Source organism: Aquimarina sp. AD1, from assembly GCF_003443695.1.
Taxonomy (GTDB): Bacteria; Bacteroidota; Bacteroidia; order Flavobacteriales; family Flavobacteriaceae; genus Aquimarina; species Aquimarina latercula.
Genome location: NZ_CP031966.1, coordinates 2220773 through 2240500 on the forward strand (window position 1 = coordinate 2220773; position 19728 = coordinate 2240500).

Below are 19728 nucleotides of genomic sequence, written 5' to 3' on the forward strand. Positions count from 1 at the left end.
TCTCGTATATCAAAAAACATCTTTAGCTAAAACCAAAAAAGCCTTAATACAACAATTCGTATTAAGGCTTTTAAACTATTATATATTTTTAATCACATAACTAATTGCTTCTGAGATGGTTTAAACTTAGTCAATACAATACCATCAACAGCAGCTTCATATTCTTCCATGGTTGGTGTTCTACCTAAAATTGTAGATAAAACTACTACTGGCGTAGAAGACAACAAAGATTCTCCTTTTTTGCCATCAGAATCTCTAACAACTCTTCCTTGGAATAAACGTGTAGAAGTAGCCATCACTGTATCTCCTGGCTCCGCTTTTTCTTGGTTACCCATACATAAATTACATCCAGGACGTTCTAAGTATAACATATTCTCATACTTTGTACGTGCTAAACCTTTTGGCGCACTATCATCAAACTCAAAACCAGAATATTTAACTAAAACATCCCAATCACCTTCTGCTTTTAACTCATCAACAATATTATATGTTGGAGGAGCAACAACTAAAGGTGCATTAAATACAACTTCTCCTTGTTGTTTCTCAATGTTCTTTAACATCTGAGCTAAAATTTTCATATCTCCCTTATGAATCATACAAGATCCTATGAAACCTAAATCTACTTTCTTAGTTCCTCCGTAAAAGGACAATGGTTGAATATTATCATGCGTATAACGCTTAGATACATCTTCATTATTTACATCTGGATCAGCTATCATTGGCTCTACGATCTTATCTAAATCAATAACAACTTCTTGATAATATTTAGCGTCTGCATCTGGTTTTAATGCCGATTTAGTTCCAGTTTTAATTTCCGTAATACGATTATTTGCTTTATCAACTAATCCTTTAAGATCCTGCTTTGGGTTATCCATACCCTTATCAATCATAATTTGTATACGATCTCTAGAGATTTCTAAGGATTCGATTAATGTATCATCTTCAGAAATACAGATAGATGCTTTTGCTTTCATTTCAGCGGTCCAATCTGTAAATGTAAATGCTTGATCAGAAGTTAAAGTACCGATATGTACTTCAATAATTTTTCCTTGGAAAACATTCTCGCCTTCAAACTGATTTAACATCTGCTCTTGAGTAGCATGAACTACATCACGGAAATCCATATAAGGTTTCATTTCTCCTTTAAAAGTAACCTTTACAGACTCTGGAATTGGCATAGTAGCTTCTCCTGTAGCTAATGCTAAAGCAACTGTTCCTGAATCCGCTCCAAAAGCAACTCCTTTTGCCATACGTGTGTGTGAATCTCCACCTATGATTACATCCCAATCATCTACCGCTATATCATTTAATACCTTATGAATTACATCAGTCATTGCATGATACTTCCCTTCTGGATGACGTGCTGTAACTAATCCGAAGTCATTCATAAACTTCATTAATCTTGGAATATTAGCTTTGGATTTATCATCCCAAACTGAAGCTGTATGACATCCTGATTGGTAACCAGCATCAACAATTGGAGAGATTACTGTAGCAGCCATCATCTCTAATTCTTGAGAAGTCATTAAACCTGTAGTATCTTGAGAACCTACAATGTTAACTTCAACTCTAACATTTGAACCTGCGTGTAATGTTTTACCTGGCGTGGTTCCTACTGCATTTCTGTTAAAAATTTTCTCAACAGCAGTTAAACCTTGTCCTTCCACAGAAACTTCTTTGGAAGCTGCATACACTTGAGGAACATCTATTCCTAAAACTTTACAAGCAAATGTTTGTAATTTCTTACCGAAAACAACAGCATAAGAACCTCCTGCTTTAATAAACTCCATTTTTGGTGGTGTTAACGCAGTTGAGATATCTTTTAACTCTTTGTCTCCTTTATATAATTTCTTCGTTTTTGTATTTATGGTAAGAACGGTACCTGTAGCTACAGAATACTCTTCTTTTAAGATTGCTTCTCCTTCTTCATCTACAATCGTATTTCCTTCAGCATCTTTTTGCTTTACCCAGTTTTTTAAATCAATACCAATACCACCAGTTACTCCCACAGTTGTTAAGAATATTGGCGCAATACCATTTGTACCAGCAATTACTGGAGCAATATTAATAAATGGTACATATGGGCTAGATGATATACCGGTCCATAACGCAACATTATTTACACCAGACATTCTAGAAGAACCTACTCCCATTGTTCCTTTATCAGCAATCAACATCACACGCTTATCTGGGTGTTGTTCTTTTAAAGCTAATAATTCATTTTGCATATCTTTATTATGCTCAAACATACACTGACCGTGTAATTCACGATCTGATCTTGAATGCGCATCCGCTCCAGGAGATAATAAATCTGTAGAAATATCACCTATTCCCGCAACAAAAGTTACAATCTCTATTTCTTCTTCTACGTCTGGTAACTTTGTAAAAAACTCTGCTTGAGCATAGCTCTCTATTAATTCTTTAGCAATAGTATTGCCTGCTTTATACGCCTTTTCTAATTGTTCTGTATCTGCCTCGTATAAGAAAACTTGCGTTTTTAATATTTTAGCAGCTTCATTAGCTATTGCAGTTTCATCACCTAAAGCTAAATCTAACAATACCTCTACAGAAGGTCCACCTTTCATATGAGATAATTGCTCAAAAGCAAAAGCAGGAGTAATTTCTTTAACGACTTCTTTACCTAAAATAATTTCTTTTAAAAACTGAGCTTTTACACCAGCAGCACTTGTGGTTCCTGGCAAAACATTGTAGATAAAAAAGTTAAGGGAGTCATCACGATGTGCATTATCATTATCCTTAATTTGTGAAATAATTTCACTTAATAACTCTGCTCCATCGATTGGCTTAGGGTGTAACCCAAGGGATTTCCTTTCTTCGATTTCCCTAATGTAATTATTGTAAATGTTCATAGTACGTAATAGAATTCTTTCCTGGTTTAATACAAATGTTTGGAAAACGATAAATTTCTCCTACCCGCCAATAATAGAAAAATCCTATTATATATTGTTACATAATGACAAGCTATACATTAGGTAGTGAAATTATGGTAGTCCTTACATCTTTTCAATATTCTTATTTATCTCAAGTTTCTCAAAAAAATATCGTGATAATTTTCTAAAATAATAGTAAAGATATATTCTTGATTAAGAAACAGTATTTTGTGTTTCTATAACTTAGACCTACATCTTTCTTTATCATATCGATATTGAGAACAATATTGCTATATAATGTGTATTGAAAAGTCCGACGAAAATACGAATTTTAAGGGATTTTATTAAATGAATGGCGTTAATAACCCTTTTTTACATTTTTAAAAAAAATACCGCTTTTATTTGATTAAATAATCAATTTTAGAACTATTAAAATGGTAATCACATAAAAAAATATCTAATATTTTAATTGACTTCTTTAAGAATTACGAAAACGTTGTAGTAATTTGTTAAGTTATTGATTTAAAAACCATCAATTTTAACATAAAAACAAAAAAAGAGTGAAGTTTTAGCAACTTCACTCTTTCTACACAAAATAAACTAAATTTAATTTTCTTCTTTATCGCTTTTTTTTCTGTTATGACCTTTACGTCCTTTCTTCCCTTTTCTATGACCTTTCTTTTTTACCTTTTTATATTTCTCTAATTGTTCATCATTAAGAGATGATTCAAACTTGCTTTTAGCAGCTTTCATTTCCTCTTTTTGTTTATTTTTAAGGCTTTTTTGCTCATCACTTAACGTAGGATTTAAGGCTTTACGTTTTCCTTTTCTAGAAAGGTCTTCATTCTTTACAATCTGTAATTGTTCTTCTGTATAAGTATCTTTAAATGCCTTTCTGTGTTCTTTATGCAACTCTCTTTGATACTCTAATTGAGCTTTTTGATCTTCTGAAAGGCTTTCATTAAATTCTTTTCTTAACTCTCTTTGCTCTTTATGTTTCTCACGTCTATCACTTACATCTTCCGACTGGGCAAACATCGTAAATGCTCCCAAAAACATAATCATTATGTAGGTTATACTATTTTTCATCTATCTATTTTTCTTAATTATTCAACTTTATTTTAATGAACGTTCAATAGTAAGACTCGCAGAAATAAAAAAGGTTTAATTATTTAGATAAAAAAAACAAAGTTATTTAGAATTCTACCTCTATAAGTTAATGAAAACATTAATCAACAACCTCAATTACTCTATTGAGGTTAAAAGATTTTAACTCAGGCTTTATGATTTCTTTACAAACCCTTAAAAGTGGATTAAAGAAATGTTAAAAACGGGGTTATTTCCCCTTATTCTATTATTTTCGCGCACTGAAATTGAAGATATCTGGTGATGATTTTCCCCAAGTATTCATTACCCAAAAATTCAATTGTTCATAATTGCAAAAAGCCCATTTCCTACTTGAATGGGCTTTTCTTTTTTTATTAAATAAAAATTGATTCTTCTTAAACTAAGAAATTGGTTTAATGATTAGAATAAGCTTTGAATAATATCCTCAATACTTACTCCTTCTGCTTCGGCTTTATAGTTTTTAATCATACGGTGACGTAATATCCCCATAGCCACAGCTTGCACATCCTCTATATCTGGAGAAAACTTACCTTTTACGGCTGCATTTGCTTTTGCTGCCAAAATTAGATTTTGTGATGCTCTTGGACCAGCACCCCAATCTATATAGCTTTTAACTAAATCCGTTGCAGATTCTCCATTAGGCCTAGTTTTAGAAACCATAGATACTGCATATTCTACTACATTATCAGCTACAGGTATACGACGAATCAATTGCTGAAAATCGATAATTTCTTGGGCAGTAAACAAGGCATTAATTGTTGCAGAAGTATCTCCAGTAGTGCTTTTTACAACTTCTACTTCTTCTTGAAAACTAGGATATTTCAATTCGATAGCGAACATAAATCTATCCAATTGAGCCTCTGGTAATGGATAAGTCCCTTCTTGTTCAATAGGATTTTGTGTAGCTAATACGAAATATGGTAAATCCAGTTTATAATGGTGACCAGCTACTGTTACGGCTCTTTCTTGCATTGCTTCTAATAAGGCTGCCTGTGTTTTTGGTGGAGTTCTATTAATCTCATCTGCCAAAATAATATTAGAAAACACTGGGCCTTTGATAAATTTAAAATGTCTGGACTCGTCCAAGATTTCACTTCCTAATATATCGCTAGGCATCAAATCTGGAGTAAATTGAATTCTTTTAAAATCCAATCCTAAAGCTTTGGAAATGGTATTAACCATTAGTGTTTTTGCTAATCCTGGAACACCTATCAATAAAGCATGACCTCCAGAAAATACAGCAATCAGTATCTGATCGATTACTTCTTCCTGACCTATGATTATTTTTGCTATTTCTTTTTTGAGTTCGGTATGTTTGCTTACCAGTTTTTCTACTGCTGCAACGTCAGACATATTATTTTTCTTTTTTTAACCAGTTACCGCTAAACTCACAGTCTCTGTACTCTCCATTAATTTTTATATAAGTATCATTAATTTTTTCTTCCTGCCAAGCTCGTATTGCTTCTATTTGTTTTTTCCTGAGAGCGAGTTCTTGTATTTTTAAATAATCCTTAGAATAATCCGCTATATGCTCATCAAAACGATTTAGTACAGTGATTAATTTAAATTTTTTACGACCTTGACGATCTTGATCTGGTATTACTAAGGAAACTTCATTCGTTTTTAATTTTGATACTTGATCGTACAATATAGGATCAATTTTGGTAAGTTCAAAACGTGTATCACCTGTTGTAGGATTTAATAATTGTCCTCCATCTTCTTTGGTCTCTTTTTCATTACTAAATTTTCTAGCAGCTTCTTTAAAACCAATAGTTCCGGAAACCACTGCTGTACGAACAGAATCCACAAGTTTCTGTGCTACCTCAACACTTTCTCTTGTAACATCTGGAATCAATAAAATATGTCTAACATCTATTTCTTCTCCTCTAATTTTATCTAATTGTATGATATGCCAACCAAAATCTGTCTTAAAAGGCTCACTAACCTCACCAACCTGTAAACTAAAGGCAACGTCTTTAAACTCTTTAGCAAAAGGAGTTTGTCTGTTTAACGTGTATTTCCCTCCTTTTGATTTTGATCCGGGATCCTGAGAATATAAAACCGCTTTAGTAGCAAAACTACTTCCATTCTCTACGATATCAGTTCTAAATTGCTTTAACCTATCAACTACTTTTTGCTCTTCTTCATCTGGAATTTTAGGGTCTATTACTATCTGAGCAAGTTCTAATTCTGTACCAAAAAGAGGTCTTTCATCTTCAGGGATTTCATCAAAAAACTCTCTTACTTCTTCTGGTGTAATCTCTACATCTTCTACTATCTTAGAACGCATTTGTTCTGCTAGTCTATTTCCTTTATTAATTTCAAAAAGTTCTTTTCTAAAATCTGCTTCACTTTCTTTTCTATAGAATTTTAAAACTTTATCTATTGTTCCCAGTTCTCTTGTCATATAACTCAGTTGCTGATCTACCATAGAATTCACCTCAGCATCAGATACAATAACACTATCTTGTACCGCATGGTGAGCATATAATTTGTTCTCAAACAAGCTTCCTGCTAATTCGCAACGACTAACATCTGCAGCAGAAACTCCTTCACTTATCAATTGCTGATAAGCAATTGTAATATCACTCTCTAATATTACATACTCTCCTATTACAGCTGCAACTCCATCGATTTTAATCTTTTGAAATGATTTTACAGAATCTTCTTTCTTCTCAACCTCTTTTTTAACATCTTCTATAATTTCCTGAGCATAGATCTGAGCACCAGTGCTACATAATAGCAATACAGCAATACAAATAGTATTCTTAATTATATATTTCAAATTGTTTGTTTTTAATTGCATCTTTCGTGATATCCTTTTCTAATTTTTTTATCAGCTCTCGCTTTCTTTTATTCAATATAATTTGTCGTATTGTTGGCTTTATATAATCTAAAGGCGCTGTTTCTTTTTTCTTAAGCACTTTTTTTATTTTAATCATATATACTCCCAAAGAGTCTCGCAACTGAACGTACTTACCATCTTTTAAGATCTTATTCTTGTCTTGATTCTTAAGAACAGGGATCTTATTTAACACCTGATCAAATTTAACCCAAACTGAGTCATTAAAGGAAAATGTAGCAAACTCTATTTTTTTACTAAGTAATTCTTCATGATCCTCTTCATTAAAACGATTAAAACGTGTTTGCGTTGCAACAATATTTTTGTAATCCGGTGGCAAATGTAAGTAACGTAGCTTTACTAACTCTTCATTAAGAATAAAATTTTCCAAATTTTCTGAATAATAAGACGTCATATCATCTTTGGTAACCTCCATATTAATGGATTTATTGATTACTGCATCTTTATACGCATTGATATATAAAGTACTTTTATAATCCTCTACTAGATTATCAAATTCCTGAAGTTCTACTTCAGTAAGATTCCTTTTTGATTGGTCTATAAACAATTGTCTAGTTGCCCATATATTGATATAGTTGTTTACTATATTTAGACTATCCTCTATTGCAGTGCCATTAGGAACAAGATCTTTTATAGCATCTTTATAGAGATAAGTCTCATTAACTCTTGCCACCACTTCTCTGTTTGCATTTCGATTTATATTTCCGCAAGAAACTAAAACAAAAAACAATAGTATGTTAGAGATATATCGCATTTAGATAGATAATTCTTTTTTGATTTGTTTTAACGTCTTTTTATTTAATTCTATAGAATATTTCTTTCTAAGTTCACTAAGCCATTGCTTTTCTAGGTCTTCCTGAAAGTCATTAATAACCTTACCTTTTGTTTCATCAAAGGTTTTCACCCTTGAAGGTAGTACTTCTACTACTTTAATCAGGGTTATATAATCATCCTCATTAACAACGACCACTTCTCCATTATTACCAGAAAATTTATCTGCTAACTCATCTATATCCTTAGTTAACTCTTCTTCTGTAAAAAGTACCGTATTGGAGTCTGAAATATTCACCTCCTTTTTAATTTGCTCAATACTATTGGCCTTTTCAATTTTCGCTTTCACATTATCTATTAGTTCTTTATTAGACGAAGAAGCTTTTATCACTTTATAACTTTCTTCTTTTATATAGGTTTCTTTTCTAGATGCATAAAATTCTTGAAGCCCTACAGAATCAACCTTAGCAGCATTCCAAATCTTAGATTCCATAAGATCAAATAGCAATAATCCATCTCTATATTCCGAAACTACATTTGCAAAATCTTGATTATCTTCTTCTAAATGCTCTTCATAGTACTGGAGTAACTTAGCTGATTCATAATCACTATACACATTTTCTATGAACAAAGAGATATCTTTTGTTTTCGTTTTACGAGTTCCTTTTTGTTGTATAAATTTTGCAAAGTCTAAATAAGTAAAACTCTCTTTACCTATAGAAAAAATAGAATTAGTTAAATTTTTATCACTCGTTGGAATATTCCATTTTTCATTAAAAATAGTTGACGGCACATTCTTTTCGAAATAAGATATTGCTTCTTCATTTCTTTTTACACCATATTTCTCTTTTAAAGAATTTATAAATGATTTTGTAATAAGTTGAGATCTACTATCCTTTTTAATTCTCTGAGTAAGTTCTCCTTTCAGTTCATCAAAAGTCTTGGGTGGATGTTTTTCTAATAGTTTGATAAGATGCCAGCCATACTTCGTTTTTACAGGTTTTGACAATTCTCCCGAAGATTTTAAAGCAAAAGCTACTTTCTCAAAATCTTCTGAATTTAGAGCTCCTCTACCAAAACGATTAATCTTACCACCGTTTACAGCAGTATTGCGATCATCACTATACTGTTTTGCAAGTGATTCAAATGAAGTACCAGCTTGCAATTGCGTCTTGATCTCATTGATTCTTTTTTCTGCTTCATTTTCCGTTCTGTCCTTATTAAAGGCTACCATAATATGAGCAACTGTAACCTCTCCTAAAGTTTTTTCTTTTTTATTAACTTTTACGATGTGATACCCAAAACGAGTTTTAAAAGGTTCTGAAACATTCCCTACCTTAGTTGTAAAAGCAGCTTGTTCGAACGGATACACCATTCTAAACGCAGAAAACCAGCCTAAATCACCTCCATTTTTTTTGGCAGAAGGATCTTCACTATATGCAAATGCTGTTTCTTTAAAATCAGCTCCATTAATTATTTTATTCCTTGCCTCTATTATTTTCTGATAAGCTTGCAATGTATCTTTTGGAGATGCATTAGGTTTAACCTGTACCAGTATATGACTTGCATTTACTCTTTCTTGTAAACGATCGTAGGCTTCTTTTACCAAAGCATCAGATGCATCTGTATCTGTAAGATATCCAGATGAAAGTTGTTTCTTATACCCCTCTAGTTCTTTAATGTAAGATTCTTTTTTATCTAGACCTTGTTCTTTAGCTTCTTCTAACTTTAATTTATAGTTTATAAACAGCTGTAGATATTCATCAATATCTTTTTGGGATTCATCCTTTACCAAATCAATATTTTTAAGATATACTCTCTTAAACTCTGATCTGTATACAGGCGAATTATTAATGGTAAGTAATACAGGGTCTTTTTCTTGACCATATATTAAGGTGCAAAAGATGACTGTTAAAAACAGTACGATAGATTTTTTGTGCATAGTTCTCTAAATAAAGTCCCAAATCGGACAAAAATAACAATATTAAAGCGTTTTACAAGCTCTTTATTCTAACGAAACATTACCATAATATAGTATTAATTAGTTTTTAAAATTTTAGTGTTCTATATATATTGCCACCATATTTAACCAATATAAATATATCAGAAAGAAAAAAACACTTCAAAATCGAAAAATATATATTTTACAACAACCTTAACTATAAAATTTGGAAAGAAAATTAAAGCTTATTTGGGATTTTAGAGGTCCTGTAGCAAATAAAACGGCACAACACCATGTGATTCACCTTAATGAATACATTACTTCTGAAGGCTTGTCTATAAAAAACACTGGTCATCAAGATGTTAACGAGTTCCACTGTATTGCCTATATGGTAGTAATCGACTCCGAAATGAAAAAAGTCAGAGACGCCTTAAAACCACATCGTGGTCAATTGTTTCAAGAATAGATTTTTATTTTTTTTTGTCTTGGCACGTATATTGCCTTAGACCTTATATATTTGCAAAAATTCTAAATCAAAAATTAAAGAAAAAAAGTTATAATGAAAAATATATTATTACCAATACTAGTATTATTTATTAGTGCACAAGCAATAGCACAATCTAAAGTAGGAACAATCGATAGTGATTTTATTTTGTCTAAAATGCCTGAATTAACAAAAGTTCAAGAAGACCTGAAAGCATATAACACCAAATTAGAAGCTGACTTAAAAGTAAAAGTTGATGATTATCAGGCAAAAGTAAAAGCTTATCAGGAGGGTGAAGCAACAATGACTGAACCTATGAAAAAAACTAAGCAAGAAGAAATCATTGCTGTAGAAAATGATATTGCTAAATTTCGCCAAAATGGTTCACAACTAGTACAACTAGAGCAAAATAAATTATTACAACCATTATATACTAAAATAGGAAAGGCGCTAGAAGAAGTAGCCAAAGCAGAAGGATATACACAGGTACTAACAATTACAAGCAGCGGATTAGCGTATGTAGATCCAAAATTTGATCTTACTAAAACGGTAATGACAAAACTGGGAATTCCAGTACAGTAATCTTACCTATTAAAATACATTATAAAAAAACGCTTCAAATAATTTTGAAGCGTTTTTTATATCTTTATTTAAAACTTTATTACCTACTATAATTAGGAGCTTCTTTAGTAATAGTAACATCATGAGGATGACTCTCATGGATACCACTAGCAGTTATTTTCACAAAACGGCCTGTATCCTGTAGCGTTTTAATATTTTTAGAACCACAATATCCCATACCAGCACGCAATCCACCAACGAATTGATGAATACTCTCATATAATTCTCCTTTATACGCTACACGACCAACAATTCCTTCTGGAACTAGTTTTTTGATATCATCCTCTACATCCTGAAAATAACGATCTTTTGATCCTTTTTTCATTGCTTCTACTGATCCCATTCCGCGATAGGATTTAAACTTTCTTCCTTCGTAAATAATTGTTTCTCCTGGAGATTCTTTTGTTCCTGCTAATAGAGAGCCTAACATAACTGTATCTGCCCCAGCTGCAATTGCTTTAGGAATATCTCCAGTATATCTAATTCCTCCATCCGCTATTACAGGAACACCTGATCCTTTAATTGCAGAAGCAACTTCTAAAACTGCTGAAAACTGTGGAAAACCTACTCCAGCAACAACTCTAGTCGTACAGATAGAGCCTGGTCCAATTCCAACTTTTACCGCATCAGCTCCAGCTTCTACTAAATATTTTGCAGCCTCTCCTGTTGCAATATTACCAACAATTACATCTAATTCAGGAAACTTCTTTTTCACTTCTTTTAGAACAGAAACTACTCCTTTAGTATGTCCATGAGCTGTATCAATTACCACCGCATCTACTCCAGCACCAACTAAAGCCTCTGCACGATCCACCGCATCACCCGTTACTCCAATAGCAGCAGCTACACGAAGACGTCCTAAACTATCTTTATTAGCACTTGGTTTTAGCGTTAGTTTTGTAATATCTCTAAAAGTTATTAATCCCACTAAGGTATTATCATCATTTACTACTGGTAATTTTTCAATTTTATTATCTTGTAATATAACTTCTGCTTCCTGTAATGATGTTCCTTCTCCAACAGTAACTAGGTTTTCGCTAGTCATCACTTCTGATATAGGTCGTTCATTATTTTTCTCGAAACGTAAATCTCTATTAGTAACTATTCCTAACAACTTATTATTATCATCTACTATAGGAATTCCTCCAATACTATGCTCTCGCATATTATTTTTAGCATCAATAACTTTTGCATCTAATGGTAATGTAACAGGATCTATAATCATCCCACTTTCTGCCCTTTTTACCTTTCGAACTTTCATAGCTTGTTCCTGAATGGTCATATTTTTGTGCAATACACCAATTCCACCTTCTTGCGCCATAGCAATTGCCATACGGCTTTCTGTAACGGTATCCATAGCCGCAGAAACTATAGGAACGTTAATCGTTATATTTCTTGTAAATTTTGTTTGGATACTTACTTCTCGTGGTAGTACTTCGGAAAATGCAGGGACTAAAAGTACATCATCATATGTAAGTCCTTCTCCAACGATTTTGGATTCGTGTGCTGTCATCGCAATTAAGATTTAATTGCGTGCAAATATAAGCCTTTTTTAAAGGAATCCTATAAAAGTCAATAGCTAATATCGGTTTTGTTTATTTGAAATGAAATTTAATACCTTACAACAATACTCATGACTCTTCAAAAAACACGAAACCACCTTTAAACACTGTTTTTAAGTACATTACAAACTAACCTGTTAATAGTATTAGTTGCCAAAAATTAATAATAGCTTCATCTAATTTAACATTTTTTTAATATTAAAATAGTATATTTCAATGCTTTTGATCCCAAATCAAAAAGAGCCCTAAAAAATATTCTATGAAGATTAGTATTAACCTACTACTATTGGTATGTCTATATATAAACACCACCAATGCCCAATTTACAGAAGCACCAGCTACTAAAGTTGATTTCAAGACTTCTAAACAAACTGAACGTAAAAAACAAAAAAGAAATCTATTTACAAAAAGAGTAATACCCTTTACTTTAATTGCTTCTGGAATTCTTTTATCAACTAGTGATTTTGAAAAATCATTACAAAAAGACATTAGAGGTTACACAGGTAATAATTTTTATTTAAACATTGATGATTACACAAGGTACGCCCCTATAGTGCAAATGTATGCTGCTGATATTTTTGGAGTAACATCAAGAAATCATTGGTTCGATCAAACTAAAAACCTTTTAATCTCTTCTTTAGTAACCAGTGCAGCTACTACAGTCTTAAAAAAAGAGGTTGATAAGGCACGACCAGGAGATCCTACCCAATTAAACTCATTTCCATCAGGACATACTTCTATGGCTTTTGTATCTGCTGCTGTCCTATATGAAGAATTCATCGATAGCAGTCCTTTATTAGCTTATAGTGGATATATTTTTGCAATTACCACTGGTAGCTTAAGAATGATGAACAATAAACACTATCTCTCTGATGTACTTGTGGGAGCCGGAATAGGAATCTTAACTACGCGATTAGTATACCATTATGAACATCTTATTTCTTGGAATCCATTTAAAAATGTAGAGGATATAGCATTTGCTCCACAATTTACTGGTGATAGTGTTGGGCTATATTTTTCGAAATCTTTTTAGACTATACACCTAATCCCCCTCTGCATAAGAGAAATCTTCTTTAGACAGGTATTTAATATAATCTAATTTTAATTTTGCAATTTGTTTAAAATGTAAATAATCATGTGCCAACCAATTAGAAAGAAATTGTTTTGCCGTCATTTCTCCAAGGTCGGGATGTATTGAAACATTGTTCCAATTAGTATTTTCTAAAGAATTCAACCAATTAATAGATGCTTTTCGTTCTTCGATAAAATTATTAAAAACAACATTATAATCTTGTTTTATATACGCTCTGTTAACCACCCAACCTTCGGGATCAATTGGCTCAAAATTTTTATCTGGAGTATCTAATATATGTTTTGTTCTTTTTCTAAAATCTTCTTTTTCTTCATCATATAAATGACAAACTATCTCAAGTAAACACCAACGATTTGGCCTGTCTTTCCATAAATATTCTTCTTTTGTAATACCGCTTAATAGTTCTTCGAAAACCTTTTGATTTCTTAACAAGCTTTTTATTATTAATTGATGATTCATGAACTAAGTTTTTATTTTTTTTAGGATTATCAAAGTAAAGATATATATCTATGATATCATCACAAAACAAAGGGTAACATACCCCTATCAAAACCAGTTCTTTAACTCTTTATTAGAGTCATCATATAATGTATTTTTGAAAAAGAATATTGAAGTTCTTAATTTATTTGAGTTAGCCAAATTCAATAGAAAACAAAAAGCCTAAAAATTCAAAAACCAAAAACTCTCTATTTAAGTATGGGCCAGTCAGAACTGAGAGTTAGAAAAAACTAGATAAATGTAATTGTATACATTTCTGACAACAGTGGAAGTACTTAAAACCAAGTGGTGTATATTTTTTAGGCTTTTTTGAGACAAAATCAAAACATTATCATTCTTAAAAAAACTGCCTCTAAGTTAACATGAGACAGCTTTTTACTTTTAATTAAGATGTAATGGTTTAGTATAAGATCTCTACACTTTTAAATAGTTCGCTTATCAACACGAACATAATCTACATACATATAAGTATTCCAGAAAATATTAATGCTAGAATTATTAAAAATACCTGTGTCAGAACCGATATTTAAATTTAAAATAATATTATGGTTTTTGAAATTCTGAAGTCTTAGATCATTATCCACATTATTATTATAACTAGCAACTCTATTCCCATCAACATAGACCTGAATAGTAACCCATCCATTTCTGTTGATCCATCTTTGCTCGTAAGTATGCCATCCTTCTCCTAAATTATATCTTCTTTCAGCACTAGTTCCCAATTGATTTTGAGAGGTATTTGCTCCATAAAATAAGTTACTAGCGAATCTTGCGCTATTACCAAAAGAATAACCTTCCATAATATCACTTTCTCCACGTGTAGGCCAATTCGTTTCATTAACCGTCCAAAAAGCTGGCCAAGCACCATAAGTTTCCGAAAATCCTTTATAACTATTTGTACCGTTCTTAGCTAACAATTTAATTCTTGCTCTTACTCTATATTCCTCGTTATTTCCAGGATGAAAATTAAAATAAGATTTTACATGACCTGATTCATAATTATTATTGCTCTTTTTATATGCTTGAAGACGTAAACAACTACTGCCATCAAGATTAGCTATTTCTGAATTCCAATTTTTATAATTACATACACTAGAATTATAATCCGCTCTATTATGTGTCCTCTCCCATTGATTTAAATTTCCATTAGAATTAAAGTTATCAGTAAACTGTCGAACCCAAGGTCCTGCCTTTGCATCTATATCTGTTGTATTTTGTATATCAGCGGCATCTTCTACAATTAACTCTTCTGTTTCGCAGGCAGATGATGACAAAATTAATAACAGAATTCCAAAAAACTTGACAAACATTCTCATAGTGTTAAATTTAGTTAATGATTATGTTACTAAATTAAGAACCGAATTACCAAATCATTAAACAAACAAGGTAAACTATATTGAATATTCTTTTTTAATACTATTTATTTAACAATAATAAAAAATAAAAACCCTAGAAATGAAGATTTAACAAGGGATCACAGAAATTACAATCACGCAAACGTTTGCGTTGTTTTTATCACATTTTTTTAACTAAAATATTAAAACATAAGAAAAATTTAAGATGTTTATCGCGAAAAAATTAAATAAAAAAGTAATTTTCCTTACATATTATGTTAAAAAAGTCAAAATTGACTTTGAAAAACAAAAAAACTGCGTTTTAGGATATTAAATATAGAATTTTATTGGAAACAGATCCTCGTTCGCCTATTCTAATAATACCCAAGATAATATTAGCCACGAAACCTGGGTTTGTAATTATTGAAGCTTTATCAGCTACTTTAAGGTCTCTTTGATTAATTACTTCTATAAATTGATCACTTGGTGTGATTGCAATTTGTTTAGCAAACTCCCATGCTCCATCTCTTGCTAATTCCATACTGAAATCAACTAAAAAATCATCAACATTTCGAGTCAATTTGAGGATTTTTTTAAGGGTCGGCCAAATACTTGCCAGATCATTTTCTATCTCAATTACTAATGATGAAAGAATTTGATTTATTTTATCAAAATCTTCTTTAAGATTTTCAATATTTGTGCCTTTGGAAACTTCTGCAGCTGCTATTCCTAGGTCCAAATTAATATGGGCATTCATTCCTATTAATAAATGTTGTAATACTATAGGCCAATAATTTTTTGACAAGTCAAATGCTATTTTCCAAGAAGTCGTTACTACTTTATCATCTCTATAAGAAAAATAGGCATCTAAGTATCTACTAGCAAAAATGATATCAAGTTTTTCCATCCTAGGACCGTCATCAAAAAAATCATTTTCAATTCCTTCTTTTACCTTAATAGTTACCCGTCTATACAACGCGGCAAAATATCCTAAGGGACTATTATCAAATTGTGATGTTTTAATAATATCATCTAAAGAGTCGATGACATCATTGATGGTCGTTATTGGTTTCAAGTTGTCGTTATATATGCTATAGTTATTTACTAATGTACTAAATAATTGCAAATAACATTTCTAGTATACATGGGTTTTCTTTATGAAAACTAAAATAAAGTATCAAATTGAATTTAAACCGTTAATAATTTTCAGTAAATTTAATAACACACTGATTAGCAATGGAAAAGATTGCATTAATCTTATTCAGCATATTGATCTACACCTCGATAGGAGCCCAAGTGAATCCTACTTTTTTTGGGGCAAAATCCCATTACGGTTTTATCATCGCGCATTCGCCGGAATTAAAACCGATTTCGCAAACAAATCCTTATGGATTGCAGTTAGAATATAGTTGGTTAAAAACCACCGACAAAGCCTGGAAAACCTGTTTCTGTTACGGAAGAAGTGGATTTGCATTTGCTTATTTCAACTATGCCAACCCAAACATCCTGGGTAACTCATACAATCTTATATACTTTGTAGAACCTTATTTTACGTATAAAGGACCTCTAAAATTTTCGCTAAGAGGATCTTTAGGGGTTACATACCTTGATCAAATATTTGATCAAGAAACGAACCCAGAAAATCTATTATTTAGTACTCATTTTAGTTTTTACCTAGCATTATCTCTAAATCTAAATTATCATATTAACGATAATTATACAGTTAACCTTTCCGCAAATTATAATCACATCTCTAATGGCGGTCAAAAGCAACCGAATAAAGGAATGAATTTTCCAACTTTTTCTATAGGGATTGATAAAGTCATTAATAACACTCAATTAAAGAAAAAACCAAAATCCTTAAAGTCTTATGAAACATCTATTGATTATTACCTAGGTTCATTTATTAGTTTAAGATCCTCTGATCGAGAAGCTGAAGCTTCGAATCATCTTTTAATCGGAATCACGGGAGGAATTCTACAACCAATATCTGGAATTAATGGGCTAAATGCCGGTATAGAATTTTGGTATGATTTTTCTGATCGAGAGATTGCAAAACAAGAGGATATTAATGATTCCGCATTTTCATCGTCAATAACAGTTGGCCACCATTTCTCAATAGGAGATTTTTATTTCCTACAGCAGTTTGGATTTTATATTACTAGACCTAGAAACATTCAACCAAATTGGTTATATCAACGATATTCGTTTTGGTATAGCATTGGAAAATCTAAGCGCTGGACCATTGGAGCTTCTTTAATTGCTTACGGAAAAGTAGCCGACCATATGGATGGTCGACTTATCTATATTATAAATTGATTTCTCAAATATATTATTTAACCTCCCTTGTTATTGTTCTCTTTAACTCAATAATCTCTAATAAAACATGTATTTCTTTTCTGATGTTTTTTCGAACAGCGATATAAGGAATTATCGCACCAATAATATAAGACACATCAATCAAAATCATCTGCCACATTTTAAAATACAAACTAAACTCTGGAGTGATCATATAAAAACCAATAGTATATAAAACTATAATTCCGACGGTAACTGGCCCGTGAATCTTTTTTCTAAAATTATAGAATGCAATTGTATCGTTAGTCGTTTGTAAAGCATTGTCAGTCATATTGATCTTTTTTGCCTTAGATACACTTATGATTTCAATTACGATTCTTATAAATAAACCTCCAATCATACATCCAGCCCCAACTCTACTCAACAGCTCCTGAACAGGAGCTATAAAATAGAAAAAAGCTACAATCCCTATCAAAACTAATGATAGTATAATAATATTTCCATAATGAAAACGAGTACTCCAACTTTTCTTTTTATTTATTGAGGAAAACATCTCATCTGAATTCGGTGAATTACGTTTAATACTATTCTTATTTTCTTTCCATTGACTCTGCAATGCTTCAAATTCATTACTCATGATCTAATATTTTTTTTAATCTCTTCTTTATTCTATGGATCTTAACTCTTACATTGGTTGGCTTTATCCCCATTATTTCTGAAATACTATCATAATCCTGGCCTTCTAAAACCATCATGATTAGCAAACGATCTATCTCTTCCAGCTTACCTATTGCTGTATATAAACTCTTATTTTCTCCTGTATTAACCTCCTGATTATCATCCTCAATCATATGTGCTACCGTATCAATAGACACTTGTTTTTTGTTTTTCTCTTTTCTAATATGTTGTAAGCATGAATTAACTGTAATTCTGTACACCCAGGTTTTATGAGATGATATACCCTTAAATTTATCCAATGCATTCCAAATATTAATAAATACTTCTTGGGTTAAATCATGGGCCAAACTCTCATCTCCTTTCATATAACCTAAACACATCTGCAATACCATTGGATAACAATCATTATATATTGTTTCAAAAAGTTGTGGCTTCTCTTTACTCATTAGTTAAAAATTCATTTATCTTTTCATAAAGCAATTCTGGTTGATCAAACATAATAAAATGCTTACTATCAGGTATCATCTCTATACGCTTATTAGATAGCTGCGCATATTGTTTTTCATAATTTGCTTTTGCTGTTTCAATAGTTGGAAAAGCCGCTCCAACGATTAGAGTTTTTGCAGTTATTCTATCCAATACTTTTCTCAAGTCTAATTTTAATAAATCTGTATAACCATACACATATGTTTCTCGATCTGCTGTTTGTATCCAGTCTAACAATGTATTTACTTTCTCCTTTTTATTAGTCATATTTTGAGCCATCATCAAAGCTGTTTGGGTAAACTGTTCTTCATTCATAGATAACATTTGTTTATTATATGGACTATCGTATTGGATCTGGGTTTCTGATACACCAGGCATCATTAATTCACGCATACAAGGTATTGAATCCACCAGAATTAAATCTTTTATGGAATTAGGTAATGAGGCTGCAATATCAATTGCTAAATTACCTCCCATACTATGTCCAATAATAATTACATCTGTTAACTTATTTTCTTTAACATATGTAATCAATTCTTTTTTTATAGTATCATACCAAGGCATAGCAATAGGGGTATTACCATCAAATCCTGCATAGGATACTACATGATTTTGATAATTACCTTCTAAATGAGTTATTGTTTCCTCCCAAACTGATCCTGGTGTTGTAAAACCAGGCAAAAATATAATTGGGGTTCCATTTCCTGATAGGTCTATTGTAATAGCTGGAGCTTGACTAAATGCAAGATTAATTAGCAAGAAGAAAGCAAATGTGATTTTCACGTTTTTCATTACGTTTTGTTTTTGATTTCTTCTTTGATGCACTTGATCATAAATTGTTACACCTAATTAAAAAACTTTGTGTTTTTAGCATGATTTGCATCTTATAGATTACATCATAGGCTTTTATTATTCTTATACTTCATTAGAAACACTATAATAAAAAGAATATAACAGTGGTAGGGTATCTTATTCTAACAAGCGTTATATTATAAAAAGGGAAAAGACTATGAGATTTTTACAAACACACTTTAGATTGAATTTTAAGCTTATGATGAATTTTATAAAAGACTTACCGT

17 protein-coding genes are annotated in these 19728 nt (G+C 31.5%); 4 read left to right on the forward strand and 13 right to left on the reverse strand.

Features of this window, described 5'->3' with window-relative positions; genetic code table 11:
* Positions 1–92 precede the first annotated feature (92 nt).
* The 6 genes from D1815_RS09875 to D1815_RS09900 all read right to left on the reverse strand — a co-directional run bounded on the left by D1815_RS09875 (position 93) and on the right by D1815_RS09900 (position 9595).
* Positions 93–2870 carry a bifunctional aconitate hydratase 2/2-methylisocitrate dehydratase gene (locus D1815_RS09875; RefSeq protein WP_118386788.1) on the reverse strand — a complete coding sequence of 926 codons (2778 nt, stop codon included), beginning with the start codon at positions 2868–2870 and terminating at the stop codon, positions 93–95.
* Between the two features lie 627 nt (positions 2871–3497).
* Complete coding sequence (locus D1815_RS09880) at positions 3498–3980, reverse strand: hypothetical protein (RefSeq protein ID WP_027395576.1); 483 nt, start codon at positions 3978–3980, stop codon at positions 3498–3500.
* Positions 3981–4418: 438 nt separating this feature from the next.
* A complete protein-coding gene (locus D1815_RS09885; protein ID WP_027395575.1) occupies positions 4419–5372 on the reverse strand; it encodes a MoxR family ATPase in 954 nt (317 codons plus the stop codon).
* A 1-nt stretch (position 5373) separates the two neighbouring features.
* Complete coding sequence (locus D1815_RS09890; RefSeq protein ID WP_342667702.1) at positions 5374–6804, reverse strand: peptidylprolyl isomerase; 1431 nt, start codon at positions 6802–6804, stop codon at positions 5374–5376.
* Positions 6788–7636 carry a peptidyl-prolyl cis-trans isomerase gene (locus D1815_RS09895; protein WP_118386789.1) on the reverse strand — a complete coding sequence of 283 codons (849 nt, stop codon included), beginning with the start codon at positions 7634–7636 and terminating at the stop codon, positions 6788–6790. The genes D1815_RS09890 and D1815_RS09895 overlap by 17 nt, the downstream gene beginning before the upstream one ends.
* On the reverse strand, positions 7637–9595 hold the full coding sequence (locus tag D1815_RS09900) for a peptidylprolyl isomerase (RefSeq protein WP_118386790.1): 1959 nt from the start codon (positions 9593–9595) through the stop codon (positions 7637–7639).
* Positions 9596–9890: 295 nt separating this feature from the next.
* On the opposite strand from D1815_RS09900, the gene D1815_RS09905 reads away from it, so the two are divergent.
* Together D1815_RS09905 and D1815_RS09910 are read left to right on the forward strand one after the other, a co-directional pair.
* On the forward strand, positions 9891–10061 hold the full coding sequence (locus tag D1815_RS09905; RefSeq protein WP_369899405.1) for a hypothetical protein: 171 nt from the start codon (positions 9891–9893) through the stop codon (positions 10059–10061).
* Positions 10062–10154: 93 nt separating this feature from the next.
* Positions 10155–10661 (forward strand): OmpH family outer membrane protein, encoded by a 507-nt coding sequence (locus tag D1815_RS09910; RefSeq protein WP_027395570.1) that lies wholly within the window; start codon positions 10155–10157, stop codon positions 10659–10661.
* A 79-nt stretch (positions 10662–10740) separates the two neighbouring features.
* On the opposite strand, the gene guaB is transcribed toward D1815_RS09910, so the two are convergent.
* Positions 10741–12213 carry an IMP dehydrogenase gene (gene guaB, locus D1815_RS09915; RefSeq protein WP_027395569.1) on the reverse strand — a complete coding sequence of 491 codons (1473 nt, stop codon included), beginning with the start codon at positions 12211–12213 and terminating at the stop codon, positions 10741–10743.
* 308 nt (positions 12214–12521) lie between these two features.
* On the opposite strand from guaB, the gene D1815_RS09920 reads away from it, so the two are divergent.
* Positions 12522–13295, forward strand: a complete 774-nt coding sequence (locus D1815_RS09920; protein ID WP_118386791.1) for a phosphatase PAP2 family protein — start codon at positions 12522–12524, stop codon at positions 13293–13295.
* Positions 13296–13304: 9 nt separating this feature from the next.
* Here D1815_RS09920 and D1815_RS09925 read toward each other — a convergent pair whose 3' ends face one another.
* The 3 genes from D1815_RS09925 to D1815_RS09935 form a co-directional block, all read right to left on the reverse strand.
* Positions 13305–13814, reverse strand: coding sequence for a DinB family protein (locus D1815_RS09925; protein ID WP_118386792.1), 510 nt, complete (start codon positions 13812–13814; stop codon positions 13305–13307).
* Between the two features lie 461 nt (positions 13815–14275).
* On the reverse strand, positions 14276–15169 hold the full coding sequence (locus D1815_RS09930; RefSeq protein ID WP_147404118.1) for a glycoside hydrolase: 894 nt from the start codon (positions 15167–15169) through the stop codon (positions 14276–14278).
* A 340-nt stretch (positions 15170–15509) separates the two neighbouring features.
* Positions 15510–16262 (reverse strand): DUF5995 family protein, encoded by a 753-nt coding sequence (locus tag D1815_RS09935; RefSeq protein WP_118389949.1) that lies wholly within the window; start codon positions 16260–16262, stop codon positions 15510–15512.
* 161 nt (positions 16263–16423) lie between these two features.
* Between D1815_RS09935 and D1815_RS09940 the strand changes: the two genes are divergently transcribed.
* Positions 16424–17506, forward strand: coding sequence for an acyloxyacyl hydrolase (locus tag D1815_RS09940; protein ID WP_118386794.1), 1083 nt, complete (start codon positions 16424–16426; stop codon positions 17504–17506).
* 13 nt (positions 17507–17519) lie between these two features.
* Here D1815_RS09940 and D1815_RS09945 read toward each other — a convergent pair whose 3' ends face one another.
* Genes D1815_RS09945 through D1815_RS09955 form a run of 3 tightly spaced genes read right to left on the reverse strand, consistent with a single transcriptional unit; the run spans position 17520 to position 19441 of the window.
* On the reverse strand, positions 17520–18122 hold the full coding sequence (locus D1815_RS09945) for a hypothetical protein (protein WP_027395566.1): 603 nt from the start codon (positions 18120–18122) through the stop codon (positions 17520–17522).
* Complete coding sequence (locus D1815_RS09950; RefSeq protein WP_027395565.1) at positions 18115–18609, reverse strand: RNA polymerase sigma factor; 495 nt, start codon at positions 18607–18609, stop codon at positions 18115–18117. The genes D1815_RS09945 and D1815_RS09950 overlap by 8 nt, the downstream gene beginning before the upstream one ends.
* Complete coding sequence (locus tag D1815_RS09955) at positions 18602–19441, reverse strand: alpha/beta fold hydrolase (protein ID WP_118386795.1); 840 nt, start codon at positions 19439–19441, stop codon at positions 18602–18604. The genes D1815_RS09950 and D1815_RS09955 overlap by 8 nt, the downstream gene beginning before the upstream one ends.
* Positions 19442–19728: the final 287 nt, after the last annotated feature.